A 14403-nucleotide genomic window follows, 5' to 3' on the forward strand; every position below is an offset into this window, starting at 1 on the left:
GAGGGGACGAAATCGATTCTGAAGAAGCGAAGCTGAAAGCTTTCTGCAAGAAAGCTACTTCGTAAGCATCATCTCGCCTTTATCAACGGATTTTTCCCTTGGAAAGGGGATGGAAGAAAATCCGGGGATAACAGCGATCATAAGGACGATTCGTAACCGGAACGGATAACCCTCAGAGTTGCAAGTACTTATTTCCTAAATGACTCCTAAAAACACTGATTATTAATCGTTTTGGACGGATATTTGCCTAGGGTCTGGCAGACAGGATGTCTATAATAGAACCCGATGGGCGGGATCACCTCGCTCGGATTGGAAAGAGAATGGAAGGGGGACCGAACTCTGGTAGTCGGGCAAGCTGATTTCTCTTTTTTAATTTTGTAAGCGTAATCATTGCGGGTTGAAACCTTCTTTCGAAGAAGGCCTCTATGAATTATCGAACGTCTAATCATCATCGATGTGTACAAGCGTTACCCATTCTGTCTCAAGGAGCGTGAAGGTGGATGAACTCAGGAACAACAGCGCCGGTACATAAGGGATCGGTGTCAGGTCGGCAATCAGGTCGCAGAAAGGCTCGTATGCCACTTGCAGCCAAGGTGCTCTCTTCGGCACTTAGCGTAGCTTTGCTCATTGGAGGAACGGCTGGCGTTACGGGAGCGGAAGCTTCGAACGGTAATGGGGCGACGGAGGCTGGCCTGCAATCACATAAGGGGGGCAGTCACGTGAAAGAGATTCAACTGGAATATCTGAATCGGGGTTTGGTGGCTGCATCGACATCTGAAGGTGTTTTTCTCAGTTGGAGATTGCTTGGTGACGAGGCCACAGGGTATAGCGACAAAGGGCTGACAGGTACGGACTTTAACGTCTATCGTGATGGTAAAAAGATCGCTACCGTCACCGACAGCACCAACTATGTAGATACCGCGGGCAAATCGTCTTCCCGTTATGAAGTGGCAGCGGTGAACAAGAAGGGCAAGGAGAGCAAACGCAGTGCATCAGTCAAACCTTGGGCGAACGGGTATGTGGACATTCCACTGCAAAAACCCGCCGATGGTGTGACGCCTGCGGGAGAAGCTTATACGTATTCCGCCAATGACATGAGCGTGGGTGATGTGGATGGGGATGGTCAGTATGAGTTTTTCGTCAAATGGGATCCTTCCAACGCCAAGGACGTATCGCAAAAAGGGTACACCGGTAAAACCTACATTGATGCTTACACCCTGGACGGTCAGTTGTTGTACCGGATCGATCTTGGGGTCAATATCCGTGCAGGTGCTCATTATACACAGATGCTAGTTTACGATTTTGACGGAGATGGCAAGGCCGAGATGATGTTCAAGACCGCTCCGGGCACGAAGATTATCAAATATAACAAAAAAGGAAAAGTGACATCCGAGAAGTACATTACACTTCCGAAGCAGGATCGCAAGGCAGGGTACTCGAATGAAGATGATTATCGTTTAAGTGCGGATGGTTACTACGATCACGTGGTGGATATGTTCAGAAACTGGCATAAACACGATGAGGTTGTGAAGGGGAACTGGCCTGCGACATTGGAAGAGGCTTTTGGAATTGAGAAAAAATATAACTACCCATTATCTCAGCAAGATGCGGAGAGTCTGGCCGACTACTTCATTGATGTGTACGCAGTAGAGCGCAGTAACCGCAATGAGCTGCGCAAGTTTGAAGGTTTTATTGTGGATGGACCGGAGTATGTTACGGTATTTGAAGGTAAATCAGGCAAAGAGCTGGAGACCATTCCATATGAACCCGAGCGTCATGATGATGGTCTGATGTGGGGCGATTATGCCATGGCACGGATTGAACCGGGGAATCGGGTGGACCGTTTCCTGGCAGGCGTGGCGTATCTGGACGGCAAGAAACCGTCTGCAATCTTTGCACGCGGATACTATACACGTTCAACGATGGTTGCCTACAATTGGGACGGCAAGAAGCTGAAAAAGGAATGGAAAGTGGACAGCGGCTGGACGCCAATGAAGAACCCATTCAATGACGGACCGCATGGTGTGGATGGCACAGATCCGCAGTATGGTTCCATCACCACTCAAGGTGCACACTATTTCAGTGTGGCGGATGTGGATGGAGACGGCAAACAGGAGATTATCTATGGCTCCGCTACAATTGATCATGACGGCAGCGTGCTGTACAGCTCCACAGACCTGATGCCAGCCGAGAGTGCTGCACCGGGAACGATTGCCCGTCTGGGTCATGGGGACGCACTTCATGTGGCAGATATTGACCCGGATCGTCCGGGACTTGAGATTTTTATGGTACACGAGGGTGGGCCTTGGGCGCCATATGGTTATTCCCTGCGTGATGCGAAGACCGGAGAAGTAATCTATGGTGGGTACACGGGGAAAGATACCGGTCGCGGCATGGTGGGTGATGTTGATCCGACTCGGCGTGGACTTGAGACATGGGCTGTAGGTTTGTGGACAGCTAAGGGTGAGAAAATCAGTGATCAGATGCCGGGAACGAATATGAATATTCGTTGGTCTGCCGATATGACGACACAGATCGTTGAAGGTGCCATCGACGTCACACCTACAATCAAAGACTGGAATCGTGGCACGTTGCTGACGGCAACAGGCACACTGACCAACAATCACACCAAAGGTACACCTTCTCTCGTAGCTGATATCTTCGGGGATTGGAGAGAAGAGATGCTGGTGAGAACCACCGACAGTTCAGCGATTCGTATCTATCTGAGTACCGAGAAGACAGACCGCAAGCTGTACACGCTGATGCATGATGCGATGTATCGTGTGGGCATTGCCGGACAGAACAGTGGATACAACCAGCCGTCCTATCCGTCCTTCTACATGGCATCGGATATGGACTGGTCCAAAGTAACGCTGCCTAAGTTCTACACACCAGGTAAGGGCGGAAAGTAAGCAGGCCGGAGTAATAATAGCTAGCAATAGCAACATAACATGTGTTCATGATCAGGCTGTAACGTAAGGAAGCATCAGTTTTTAAGAGTTAGTATTAAAGCTTAGAAGCTCTGGAATCCCCATGTGTCTCGGCACATGGAGGTTTCAGAGCTTTTTTTACATTAGGATCTGCGAAATAGAGCTTGGTGTGTTCCAATCCATTAGAATTTACGTCACTCCATTTTCATAATTGGAGTCTAGATGCACGGTAGAAGCGAACGCTCCAATCGTGTGGTTACCTTGATCATGGATCAAGGTGGTGATGGAGCACTCGGGAATAAGTTGGTTCTGCATAGCTATAAAATCGGAATGCCAGACGTTAAGCTCGCCCTCGGTAAAGGTTTGCACCAGAAAATCAGTAATGAGTCCACCATGTGCAACCACAATAATGTTACTGTTCTCTGGCTCTTCATTAGCTAATTCGGTTAGGAGGGAGGCCAGCCGTTCACCAGCCTGTTTGGCCGAGTCACCCACGGGTGGAATGTAATCTGGGTCAGACGTACATCGATCCCACATCGCAATGAATTCTTCGAATGACTGATCCGGGCAATCGCCCCAATTGGCACGTTCGCGCAGGCGAGGATCTTCGGTTGTATGGGAATGGGTGTGGCGGGCAATCATGTTGGCGGTTTCTTGGGCTCGTCGAAGTGGGCTGGTAAGGATTTTAGTAACGGGAAAGGTAGCTCTGGCAAAATGAAGTGCTGTGGCTTCGGCTTGTAAAACCCCTTCGGAAGTGAGGGAGACATCACCGATTCTTCGTTCTTTGAGACCATGTCTCACCAAATGAAAGGTGGTACTCATGATTGGAAACCTCCTTAGTTATAGACAGTTCACATAAATGATTAGATGATAAACTAATTATATATTCATCTAATTAAATATTGCAATGAGGCTTTTAAGCAAGACAGTTTATATTCAACCTATAGAATTGCTACAATGGAGAAAAGTGAGGATCGATCGTTGAAGGAATGGAGGTATCGACATGAGCATAACAAAGCCTTGGACAGGAAGCCTGTATCAGGAGGGTTTGCGAACAGAGGATTGCGGGCCGCGATTTTACGCGTACTACTACAAGCAATGGGACAACTATCGTATGTCCTATCACAATCATGATTCGACAGAGATCATGTATATTATTTCGGGAATGTGCCGGGTGGATGTGCAGATGCCGGATGGGAGTTCAGAGCAGGCCGTTTTGAAAAAAGGGCAGTTCATTATGCTAGATGCAGGTGTCCCGCACCGTTTGCTGGTGGAAGATGGCGTGCCTTGCCGGATGCTTAATGTGGAGTTTGCATTCTCAAACTCGCCTACTGGACAGCTATCCATCCGCCAGCTCGCTTTGGAAGAGGAAGAAGTCCACACTCTACTCACTAATGCTTCGCCATATCTGGTACTGCCTGACCCGGAAGAAGTGTATCACATTATGAAAAGTCTGGTGTTGGAACTCGACCAGCGCGGTCTGCAGGAGCAAGGAAGGTCGTCTTTACCGATAGGAGTTATTCCTACAGAGGAAAGGGCACAACATCGCGAAGCCCGGAATCTGTCGTCTCCTGAACAGGGTATGCTGGTGCGTACGCTGTTTATCCAGTTGCTGGTTCGTGTTGCACGTCTGCGCGGAGAAATGAGCCGGAGTGCGCCAGATCAGGCGGAACTGTACGTCAAACGAACCATTGAATTCATGCATCACAATATGGATCGCAACATTCAGATGAAGGATATTGCGGCAGCCGTCAATCTGCATCCAGGCTATTTACATCGTATTTTTCGTCAGCACACGCAGCGCACACCTACCGACTACCTGACGATGCTTCGCATGGAGAAGGCCAAGATGCTGCTTCAGCAGACGAATATTCCTATTTCGGAAATCTCCGACTATGTTGGAGTAGGCAGTCGTCAGTATTTTCATATGTTATTCAAGAAGACGACGGGCATGACTCCGGTCGAATTTCGCTCCTCTATGGAACGACATGTTAGTCAGTACCCGTCGGATGAATGAGCCGATTGCAGTTATTTTCGAATACATATCGATTATTGGAGCTAGCGCGTAAAAGTTAGGATTTTTGACAACAAGATCTTGAACAGGTCATGATTTTGATAACGCTTCCCTATAAGCGGTTGGTACAATGATTTCATGAAGAGAGTCATTAACCGAAGCGAAAGATTCGGATTAAGGGAGGACATAGGGATGTCTTTTAAAGTGGCGTTTATCGGGGCAGGAAGTATCGGATTTACACGGGGATTGTTAAGGGATTTGCTCACGGTACCCGAGTTTAACAACATCGAGATTGCGTTCTGCGATATTAACCAGCACAATCTGGACATGGTGACGGAGCTGTGTCAGCGGGATATCCGTGAGAATGGATTGAATATTCAGATTCAGCCGACAACAGATCGTAAAGAAGCATTGAAAGATGCGAAGTATGTACTGTGTACGATTCGTGTTGGGGGACTGGAAGCATTTGCAACAGATGTAGATATTCCACTGAAATATGGGGTAGACCAATGTGTCGGCGATACGCTGTGTGCAGGCGGCATTATGTACGGACAACGGGGAATCGCCGAGATGCTGGACATCTGTAAGGATATTCGTGAACAGAGCGCACCCGACGTGCTGCTCTTGAACTATTCCAATCCGATGGCGATGCTGACATGGGCTTGCAACAAGTACGGTGGTGTACGGACGATCGGACTGTGTCATGGCGTACAGCATGGTCATCATCAGATTGCGGAAGCTTTCGGATTGAAAAAGAGTGAAGTGGATATTGTCTGTGCCGGCATCAACCATCAGACCTGGTATATTCAGGCTTCTCATGAAGGTAAAGACCTTACAGGTGACCTGCTCGAAGCCTTCGAGAAACATCCGGAGTATAGCCGTACTGAGAAAGTGCGGATCGATATGCTACGCCGGTTCGGATATTACAGTACAGAATCGAATGGTCATCTGAGTGAATATGTGCCGTGGTACCGCAAACGTCCGGAAGAGATCAACGAATGGATCGACCTGGGCAACTGGATCAACGGAGAGACGGGTGGATATTTGCGGGTATGTACCGAGGGGCGCAACTGGTTTGAAACTGATTTTCCAAACTGGATGAAGGATGAACCGATGCAATTCATTCCGGAAAAACGGGGCGAGGAGCACGGTTCATACATTATTGAAGGGCTGGAGACGGGACGTGTCTATCGTGGACATTTCAATACCGTTAATAATGGAGTAATCTCCAACCTTCCGGACGATGCGATTATTGAGGCACCGGGATATGTGGATCGCAACGGCATCTCTATGCCACATGTAGGCGATCTGCCCCTTGGCCCGGCTGCGGTATGTAATGTGAGTATTTCCGTGCAACGGCTCGCGGTTGAAGCTGCGGTGAACGGAGATGACAAATTACTTCGTCAGGCGTTCATGATGGACCCGCTCGTGGGTGCCGTATGTAATCCAAAAGAAATCTGGCAGATGGTCGACGAGATGCTCGTTGCACAGGCCGAGTGGTTGCCGCAGTACGGAGATGCGATTGCAGCTGCAGAAGCAAGACTTGCTGCAGGTGACCTTATTCCAACAATGGAATATGAAGGAGCGGCAAGACTCAAGGTGAAAACGGTGGAAGAAATGAAACAGGATCGCGATGCTGCGAACAAAAATGCGGGGGAATCGGATAAAGGGAAAGATCGCGAGAAAGTGCAGCAATAGATAAAAATGCGTATGGGCCTCTCCAAAATTGGAGGGGCCCTGTTTGTTTTTATTTTTTTTCCACACCACGGATAACAAAGGCAAAAGAGGTATCACCCAAGGAAACCTGCGAATTTTGAGAGGAAGTCCAGCGGGCAAAGGCTCCATAATAATGAGTACCTTTTTCCTGCGCTAACTGGAATGAACCTTCTCGCAAAGAGTTGAGGGTGAGGCAGTTTTGTTTGTACCATGACTTGGAGTAGGATTACAGCCGGATAATATCAGCAAAGTTGAAAGAAATACCAATGTGGTCAATGTTCTTATCGTATTGAAGAATTTTATTTGCAAGAGAGGAATGTTGCTAGTGTTACTCTTGCGATGCATATTTACCATGTGATACATACTACCTTTACAGACATAGTAATGTGTCTTATAGTATACACAGGACGGAAGAAAGTCGGTGAAACTCGTAGATGGATGTGCAAGTGATTAACAGTGATCTGATTCGGGGCAATATTGACCCCATCATTCTGAGTGTACTTATACCCGCAGATAACTATGGCTACAGCATTATTAAGGAGATCTATCGCAAGAGCGGAGAGCAGTTTGAATTGAAGGAACCTACGCTTTATTCCAGTTTGAAGAGGCTGGAGAAGAGTGGATATGTGGAGTCCTACTGGGGGGAAGAGACGCAGGGAGGACGACGCAAATATTACCGAATTACAACGCAAGGCCTTAAAGCCTATAGAGAGCAGGTTCATGCTTGGCAAGCAGCCAAGGCACTGATTGATTGCATGATTGTCACTGGAGAAAAAGGAGATGAAGACCTATGAGATTGGAAGCTCGCATCACTCGTCATGTGAATCGTTTGTTCGCTCACGCACAAGATACATTAGACAATCGAGAATTAAAAGAAGAGATTCACAGCAATCTCGCTGCGCGGATTGAAGATTATATCTCGCAGGGTATGAGTGAAGAGAAGGCGTTCCAGACCGCCATTCAGCATATCGCTGGTATGGATGAAGTGATGAGTGACCATCGAAGGGTACAACGTGTTCCTTACTGGACAGCGTTGTTTCAGTCTGCTCTGATTTACAGCCTCATAGCCTGGATCATTACCATTCCAATGAGAGTGCTGATGCAAGGCTCCGCCATAAACAATCTGCTTATGATCGTGAGTCTCATTGTTGGTGGCATGTATATATTGTATCTGTTGATCAACAAGACGAACGATTCTGCAACTTCCGTGAAAACCACGGTTATTCGAATCCCTGCCTTAGTGCAGTGGAATCGCAGAATATGGTGGTTGTGGGCGGTATTAATACTCGTACTATGGGGAACGCAGGCAGCATTGCGATTCGGAAGCAACATCTGGTTTAATCGACCCATTCAGGTGGATGGACCCTATCAGTTTGCAGTGATCGTCATTGCCTTTGCCATCCCATTACTAAGTGTTATTATTCCTTTGGTTGTGCATCGCGCGTATCGGATCGTTAGTAAGTATGAAGTGAGTGATGCGTTATGAGAATTAGAAACATATGGATTATAACACTTGTTGTGTTGGGCATCATTGGCTTAGTGATTGTTGAAGGTTTCGTTAATCCGAAGATCGAGGCGAAACAGGCTCGGTACGAGGAAGAGCAGCAGAATCCGCTGACACATGATTTTGCCGCTTTAGCCAAATATCGCAGTCCCTACATGGGTGATAATTCAAACCTTAGTCATCTGAATCAGGCTTTACCTTTACGTGAAAGATTGAATGGTTACCAACTGTACCCGGAGACGTTCACGGTCCAAGTGAATTATAGCTTGGATACGCGTGGGATGGATGCAGAGGAACTTGAGCGGATACTTGTATATAATGCGGTTGCGAACTTTGTTATGATCGATAATCTGGAGCAGATCGTCTACCAGTTTGAGAATACCAGCCATACCTTACGTCGTGAATCTGCCCAACAATGGACAGGTACGGAATTAAAGGAGCTTCAGAACCCGGAGCTATGGAATTCGACTGTACGCGAGAAGCTGGTGGAACCGGCACAAGTGAAAGAGGTTTTTTCACAGATTGTTGACAATTAAGCTGCATGAAATAGAAGGAAATAGGCAAGAGACTCGACTCTTCTCCCATGCTATGTTATTATAAATCTCTGATAACGTGGTAACGAACTAAAGCGTTTGGGTTTTGGTTATAGACTTGGAGGGGTTCGAGAGATGAGAAAAAAAGCGATTTTACTATTATTCATTAGTATATGTGTATTGATTGTGGCTGGTTGTTCCAGTTCCGCAAGCAAAGACGATAACACGATTGTTGTAGGAATTGATGACAAGTTTGCTCCAATGGGTTTCCGGGACGAGCAAAATGAAATTGTTGGTTTTGATATTGATTACGCAAGAGCTGCAGCGGAGAAAATGGGTAAAGAAATCACATTCCAGCCGATCGACTGGTCTTCCAAAGAGTCAGAGCTGAACAGTGGCCGGATCGACATGATCTGGAACGGGTACACCATTACGGATGAGCGTAAAGAGAAAGTACTCTTCACGAAGCCGTATCTGGAAAACAGTCAAGTAGCTATTACCTTGGCAGACTCGCCAATCACAAAGCTGGATGAACTTGATGGTAAAAATGTGGGATTGCAGGCGCTGTCCTCCGCGGCAGATGCATTGGCAGCAAGTCCTCTGAAGGATAAAGTGAAAGCTTCTGAATTTAAGGATAACGTGCTTGCACTGACGGATCTGAAGACAAAACGTCTGGATGCGGTCATCATTGATGAAGTGGTAGCTAGATACTACATGTCCAAAGAAGAGGGAACATTCAAACTGCTGGATGAATCTCTTGCACCGGAACAATATGGCATTGGTATCAAAAAGGGAAATGAAGAGCTTCTGAATCAGCTACAAAAAGCGCTGGATGAGCTGAATGCAGACGGAACAGCGGCTAAAATCTCCACCCAATGGTTGGGTGAAGATAAGGTTCTGAAATAAGCAGGTTACACACCTGATATATAGTTAGAACAAAACGGACCCCGTATTCCATGCTGGAGCGATTTATGCCCCAGAGGAATGCGGGGTTAACAGATTAGAGGAGACAAAACAATGAGTTGGGATTATTTATCGACCATTTTAAAACCTATGCTAGAGGGTGCGCAGACCACCATTTTCATGTTCTTGCTAGCGATCGTGTTATCTGTACCGCTTGGGTTTGCGGTCACGCTTGCGATGAGAAGCCAGATTAAACCACTGGCATGGATTGCCCATACGTATGTATATGTGATGAGAGGAACACCGCTACTGCTCCAAATTCTATTCTTCTGCTTCGGTTTACCGTTGCTTCCGGTGATTGGAGAGTATCTGGTGTTTGATCGTTTTGTTGCAGCGGGGATTGCGTTCATCCTAAACTATGCGGCGTACTTCGCTGAAATCTTCAGGGGCGGACTGCTTTCCATTGATAAGGGACAACATGAGGCAGCGAAGGTACTGGGGTTAACAAAGTGGCAAACGATGACTAAAGTCATTATTCCTCAGATGATTCGTGTAGTATTGCCCGCAACGGCCAATGAATCCATTACGCTCATCAAGGATACGGCACTGCTCTATGCCGTGGCTGTACCTGAGCTGTTGTATTACGCCCAAGCGGCGGTAAATCGCGACTTACAGCTGACACCTTTCTTCGTGGCGGCGGTTATGTATCTGCTCATGACACTCGTACTCACCGTGCTGTTCAAGGCACTGGAGAAGCGGTTTTCATTTGAATAAATTAAATCTGATCAATCAAAGGACTGTCTGCATATGACACATATAATAGAAGTAAATCAGTTGAGAAAATCATTCGGTGCACTTGATGTACTGAAACAGGTATCCTTCAACGTGGAACCAGGCGAAGTGATTGCCGTGATCGGGCCTTCGGGTTCGGGGAAAAGTACGATGCTGCGCAGCCTGATTCATCTGGAGGATATTTCGGGCGGAACGATTCGCATTCAGGATCAGACGTTGGTTGATAATGGCCGTTACGCGGGTGCCGCAGATATTCGCAAGATGACGGATCGTATGGGTATGGTATTCCAGCATTTCAACTTGTTCCCGCATCTGACCGTACAAGATAATCTGGAACTTGCACCGAAAACTTTGAAAAAAGAAAGCTCAAGCGTCATTCGGTACCGCAGTCTGGAATTACTCGGCAAAGTAGGGCTGTCGGACAAGGCTGATGTCTATCCAGCCAATCTGTCCGGTGGACAGAAACAGCGTGTTGCCATTGCTCGGGCACTGATGATGCAACCGGACATCCTCCTGTTCGATGAGCCGACATCGGCACTTGATCCGGAGCTGACCGGGGAAGTGCTGCGTGTCATCAAACAACTTGCACAGGAAAATATGACCATGATGATTGTCACGCATGAGATGGGCTTCGCCCGTGATGTTGCGGATCGCGTATTCTTCATGGATAACGGGGAAATCGCAGAGGCGGGACCGCCAGAACAAATCTTCGGCAATCCAAAGCTTGCACGTACTCGGACATTTTTGCAGCGGGTGGAAGTGGAAAGATAGAAGAAACTTCAAATCTAAGAAATGTTGAAAGAACGCAATCCTATGAGTAATAAGGGAGTGCGTTCTTTTTTTTGAAAGTAATAGCTTATGTCCAAAGGTATATGTTCCAGATAATCAGTACAAGGGTCAAAAAGATATAAGTTACTACATTCCAACGTGTTCGAATTCGATAAGTGGTGTAACTCATGATTCCAAACAAAACAATACTAAAACATAGTACAGCTACATTATTTCGATAAAGAGCAATAGGTAGAAGCATCACAATCATAAGTATGTTCATTACTTTATCGATTTTTATCTGAGTTAATCCCCCAATGTAATCTAGAAAAGTACTACCATAATAATATCTATATGTTAGAGGTATTCATGATTTGTATCATCACACGGATAAACGGTTCTTAAACTCATATCCTTGAAGTACAATTTATAAGCTTATGGATGTAGGTATATGTCCAGGGATGATGGGAATAAAATAAATCTAATATCAATTCATAATTAACATAATGTGGATATTATTTTTCCTAATAATCGATTATAATGAACATACTTAATAAACAGGGAGGATTTACCTTGGAACATCGCGAAAATGATGTTGATCGTTATTATAACGACACATTGCCACCACCGCCTTATGTAGTACCAAAGACCAATAGTAAGTCAATTGTATCACTAGTTTTGGGAATTCTGTCCGTCACGATTCCTTACGTGGGAATTTTAATCGGAATCGCCGCAATTATATTTGCATCTTTAGCCTTCAAAGAGATCAGAGTTCGCATGGAGCAAGGAAAAGGGTTAGCGATTGCTGGCCTTGTCTGTGGAATCATAGGTACAGCCATTTATGTATTACTTATTTTGCTCGTACTATTGTTTAGTTTCGCTATCTCAAGTTCTGAAATTTATTCTACATACTAGAAATATGAAGTTAGCAAACTTAGATTGTATCTAAAACTAGAAAAGCAAAGGCGTACTTTAACTCACACCTCTTGTTATCTAGAAGAGGGTGGGGCTTAGGTACATGCCTTTGCTTTTTAATTTACGAATTTACAGGGGAAGTGCGACTTCACTGCTGACGTCTGCGTTCTCCGTGGTGCGATGCATCAGGAAATAAGTTAAGGTTCCTCCAAGCCCAATCACGGCGAATATGCACAGAATACCAATCTGATCCCAAGTTACACCGAACTGTCCACTTGAGATGACTGCTTTATAACCTGTTACCGAATAGGTCATAGGCAGCCATGGATTGAATACTTTCAGCCAATTTGGAATCAGTTCGAGCGGGAAGGTGCCTGCGCTGGTGGTGAGCTGGAAGATCAGCATCAGAATGGCAAGGAAACGACCCGGATTTTCCAGCCAAGTTACCAGTGCCTGAATGATGTACATGAAGCTTAGGCTGGTAACAAAGCTGAATAAGAGGAACAATGGAACGCTCTGAACATCCAGACCCAAGCCGTATAAGACCAGCCATGAAGCAAGCAGGGACTGCGCTGCACTCATGAGTGTGAAAGCCAGCGTTTTACTCACAAAACGATTCCAGCCACTTGCCTCACTAACTGTGCTGCCACGTGTGGGTACAACCAGTGTGGCAATCAATGCGCCGACAAATAGCCCGAGTGACAGGAAGTATGGCGAGAATCCTGTACCGTAGTTAGGTACCTCATTATATTTATGTTCATCGACCTGAACAGGCTCTGCATACATGGTTACCAGCTCATCCGTCTTTTTCACACTGCCCGTCTGCTCAGCCGCTTCATTCAACTTGGTGGCAAGTTCACCAGAGCCATCTGTTAACTTAAGCGTACCTTCTTTTAATTGACCAGCACCGTTATCGAGCTTATGTGAGCCATCTGCAAGGGTTGAGATGCCGTCTGAGAACTGGCTTACACCCGCAACCAACTTGCCTGCACCAGCATTCAATTGACCTGAACCATCCGCAAGTTTGGCTCCTCCAGCGGTTGCTTCGGATAATTTGGAATTGAACTGTTGTAGACCAGTCGCAAGCTTTTCTTGTCCGGCGGATAACTGCGCAGCTCCTTGTACCAGTTGCTGTTCACCCTGCACTAACTGAGTGCTGCCTTGATGCAGTTGCTGTTGTGCAGCGTACAGGTTTTGACTGCCTGCAACCAATTGCTGCCCGCCCTGATACACCTGTTCGCTGCCTGCCGCTACGGCCTGACTGGCTGCCAGGAGTTGCTGGACAACAGGACTTGCGGCAAGCTCGGGACTCGCTTCGGCCAATTGAGCAAGACCTTGCGCAACAGCCTTAGCACCCTCGCTAACTTTGCCACTGCCCTCAACAGAACTTTGCAGCCCAGCAGTCAGTTTTGCACTGCCTTCCTCGGAAGCCGCCAGTCCTGCATCCAGCTTGGCTGCACCTTCTTGAGCGGATTGAATCCCTGCCTGTAACTGTTTTCCACCCGCTTCAGCCTGCAATGCACCGTTACCAAGCTTCGTGCCTGCTGTCGCCAATTGGGACAATCCATTGGACAGGGCACTCGCGCCAGTATGAAGATCATCTGTGCCTTGGGCGAGAGTGGACGTACCTTCTTTTAATGTAACTACGCCCGTTTCGAGCTTATCGGTTCCTGCGGCCAGTTTGGACAGGTTCTCTTTTAATGTAGCAGCACCCTTATCCAGCTTGATCGCGCCATCACGGATCTGACCTGCGCCATCCCCGGCATCCGCCAAACCGCCAGAGATTTTTTCGACCTGATCCAATAACGTTTCGGTATACGATTCTGTGACTTTGGCAGCGACTTTGGAACGAATTTGTTTGACCGCCGTGCCGCCAATCTGACCTGCGAGGAAGTTGTATCCTTCATTGGGTTCGTAGATCAGGTCTGCCGGCTCAGGGTGCTTATCCATCAGGGTTGTTGCTTTGGTGGAAAAGTCCTCCGGAATCACAATCGTCATATAATACGTGTTGTCTTGCATACCTTGTTCTGCTTGTTCACGAGTCACGAATTGCCAGTCGAAATCATCACTTTTTTTCAATTCATCGACCAGATTCTGACCGACCTCGAGGGATTTGTCGTTGTAGACTGCCCCCTGATCCGTGTTGACCACAGCCACAGGTAACTCGTTCATTTTGCCATACGGGTCCCAGAATGCGTTCAGGAACAGGCCACTATACAATACCGGAATGAACAGTACAACGAGGATCGGAATAAATACTTTTGGTTTCTTGAAGGCGGACTTCAGATCCTGCCCAAATACGTGGAATGATTTCATCATGTTCTCTCC

The 14403-nt window shown here is 46.9% G+C and carries 12 protein-coding genes; 10 read left to right on the forward strand and 2 right to left on the reverse strand.

Annotation, left to right across the window (positions count from 1 at the left end; all coding sequences use genetic code 11):
* Positions 1-575: 575 nt before the first annotated feature.
* A complete protein-coding gene (locus tag NST38_RS05485) occupies positions 576-2912 on the forward strand; it encodes a rhamnogalacturonan lyase (RefSeq protein ID WP_076253498.1) in 2337 nt (778 codons plus the stop codon).
* A 207-nt stretch (positions 2913-3119) separates the two neighbouring features.
* Here NST38_RS05485 and NST38_RS05490 read toward each other — a convergent pair whose 3' ends face one another.
* Complete coding sequence (locus NST38_RS05490) at positions 3120-3752, reverse strand: histidine phosphatase family protein (RefSeq protein WP_076253372.1); 633 nt, start codon at positions 3750-3752, stop codon at positions 3120-3122.
* A 181-nt stretch (positions 3753-3933) separates the two neighbouring features.
* Between NST38_RS05490 and NST38_RS05495 the strand changes: the two genes are divergently transcribed.
* The 9 genes from NST38_RS05495 (at position 3934) to NST38_RS05535 (ending at position 12075) form a co-directional block, all read left to right on the forward strand.
* Positions 3934-4947 (forward strand): AraC family transcriptional regulator, encoded by a 1014-nt coding sequence (locus tag NST38_RS05495; RefSeq protein ID WP_076253371.1) that lies wholly within the window; start codon positions 3934-3936, stop codon positions 4945-4947.
* A gap of 189 nt (positions 4948-5136) precedes the next feature.
* The gene (locus tag NST38_RS05500; protein ID WP_076253370.1) at positions 5137-6642 is read left to right on the forward strand and encodes an alpha-glucosidase/alpha-galactosidase; all 1506 of its coding nucleotides are present in this window, start codon (positions 5137-5139) and stop codon (positions 6640-6642) included.
* 452 nt (positions 6643-7094) lie between these two features.
* On the forward strand, positions 7095-7454 hold the full coding sequence (locus NST38_RS05505) for a PadR family transcriptional regulator (protein ID WP_076253369.1): 360 nt from the start codon (positions 7095-7097) through the stop codon (positions 7452-7454).
* Positions 7451-8146, forward strand: coding sequence for a permease prefix domain 1-containing protein (locus NST38_RS05510; protein WP_076253368.1), 696 nt, complete (start codon positions 7451-7453; stop codon positions 8144-8146). Before NST38_RS05505 ends, NST38_RS05510 begins: the two co-directional genes overlap by 4 nt.
* On the forward strand, positions 8143-8700 hold the full coding sequence (locus tag NST38_RS05515) for a DUF4825 domain-containing protein (RefSeq protein ID WP_076253367.1): 558 nt from the start codon (positions 8143-8145) through the stop codon (positions 8698-8700). The genes NST38_RS05510 and NST38_RS05515 overlap by 4 nt, the downstream gene beginning before the upstream one ends.
* Before the next feature lie 132 nt (positions 8701-8832).
* Positions 8833-9603 carry an amino acid ABC transporter substrate-binding protein gene (locus NST38_RS05520; RefSeq protein WP_036672520.1) on the forward strand — a complete coding sequence of 257 codons (771 nt, stop codon included), beginning with the start codon at positions 8833-8835 and terminating at the stop codon, positions 9601-9603.
* Between the two features lie 111 nt (positions 9604-9714).
* Complete coding sequence (locus NST38_RS05525) at positions 9715-10374, forward strand: amino acid ABC transporter permease (protein ID WP_076253366.1); 660 nt, start codon at positions 9715-9717, stop codon at positions 10372-10374.
* A gap of 33 nt (positions 10375-10407) precedes the next feature.
* Positions 10408-11163: an amino acid ABC transporter ATP-binding protein gene (locus NST38_RS05530; RefSeq protein ID WP_076253365.1), complete on the forward strand. Its 756-nt coding sequence runs from the start codon at positions 10408-10410 to the stop codon at positions 11161-11163.
* Positions 11164-11733: 570 nt separating this feature from the next.
* Positions 11734-12075, forward strand: coding sequence for a DUF4190 domain-containing protein (locus NST38_RS05535; RefSeq protein WP_101314709.1), 342 nt, complete (start codon positions 11734-11736; stop codon positions 12073-12075).
* A 129-nt stretch (positions 12076-12204) separates the two neighbouring features.
* Here NST38_RS05535 and NST38_RS05540 read toward each other — a convergent pair whose 3' ends face one another.
* Positions 12205-14391 (reverse strand): YhgE/Pip domain-containing protein, encoded by a 2187-nt coding sequence (locus tag NST38_RS05540; protein WP_076253363.1) that lies wholly within the window; start codon positions 14389-14391, stop codon positions 12205-12207.
* Positions 14392-14403 lie beyond the last annotated feature (12 nt).

The organism is Paenibacillus sp. FSL H8-0104 (genome assembly GCF_038050215.1).
GTDB classification, from domain to species: domain Bacteria; phylum Bacillota; class Bacilli; order Paenibacillales; family Paenibacillaceae; genus Paenibacillus; species Paenibacillus amylolyticus.

What these genes read in the sequence shown, in the direction of transcription:
- NST38_RS05485 (WP_076253498.1), top strand. Translation starts at nt 576, where the DNA reads ATGCCACTTGCAGCCAAGGTGCTCTCTTCGGCACTTAGCGTAGCTTTG.
- NST38_RS05490 (WP_076253372.1), bottom strand. Translation starts at nt 3,752, where the DNA reads ATGAGTACCACCTTTCATTTGGTGAGACATGGTCTCAAAGAACGAAGA.
- NST38_RS05495 (WP_076253371.1), top strand. Translation starts at nt 3,934, where the DNA reads ATGAGCATAACAAAGCCTTGGACAGGAAGCCTGTATCAGGAGGGTTTG.
- NST38_RS05500 (WP_076253370.1), top strand. Translation starts at nt 5,137, where the DNA reads ATGTCTTTTAAAGTGGCGTTTATCGGGGCAGGAAGTATCGGATTTACA.
- NST38_RS05505 (WP_076253369.1), top strand. Translation starts at nt 7,095, where the DNA reads ATGGATGTGCAAGTGATTAACAGTGATCTGATTCGGGGCAATATTGAC.
- NST38_RS05510 (WP_076253368.1), top strand. Translation starts at nt 7,451, where the DNA reads ATGAGATTGGAAGCTCGCATCACTCGTCATGTGAATCGTTTGTTCGCT.
- NST38_RS05515 (WP_076253367.1), top strand. Translation starts at nt 8,143, where the DNA reads ATGAGAATTAGAAACATATGGATTATAACACTTGTTGTGTTGGGCATC.
- NST38_RS05520 (WP_036672520.1), top strand. Translation starts at nt 8,833, where the DNA reads ATGAGAAAAAAAGCGATTTTACTATTATTCATTAGTATATGTGTATTG.
- NST38_RS05525 (WP_076253366.1), top strand. Translation starts at nt 9,715, where the DNA reads ATGAGTTGGGATTATTTATCGACCATTTTAAAACCTATGCTAGAGGGT.
- NST38_RS05530 (WP_076253365.1), top strand. Translation starts at nt 10,408, where the DNA reads ATGACACATATAATAGAAGTAAATCAGTTGAGAAAATCATTCGGTGCA.
- NST38_RS05540 (WP_076253363.1), bottom strand. Translation starts at nt 14,391, where the DNA reads ATGAAATCATTCCACGTATTTGGGCAGGATCTGAAGTCCGCCTTCAAG.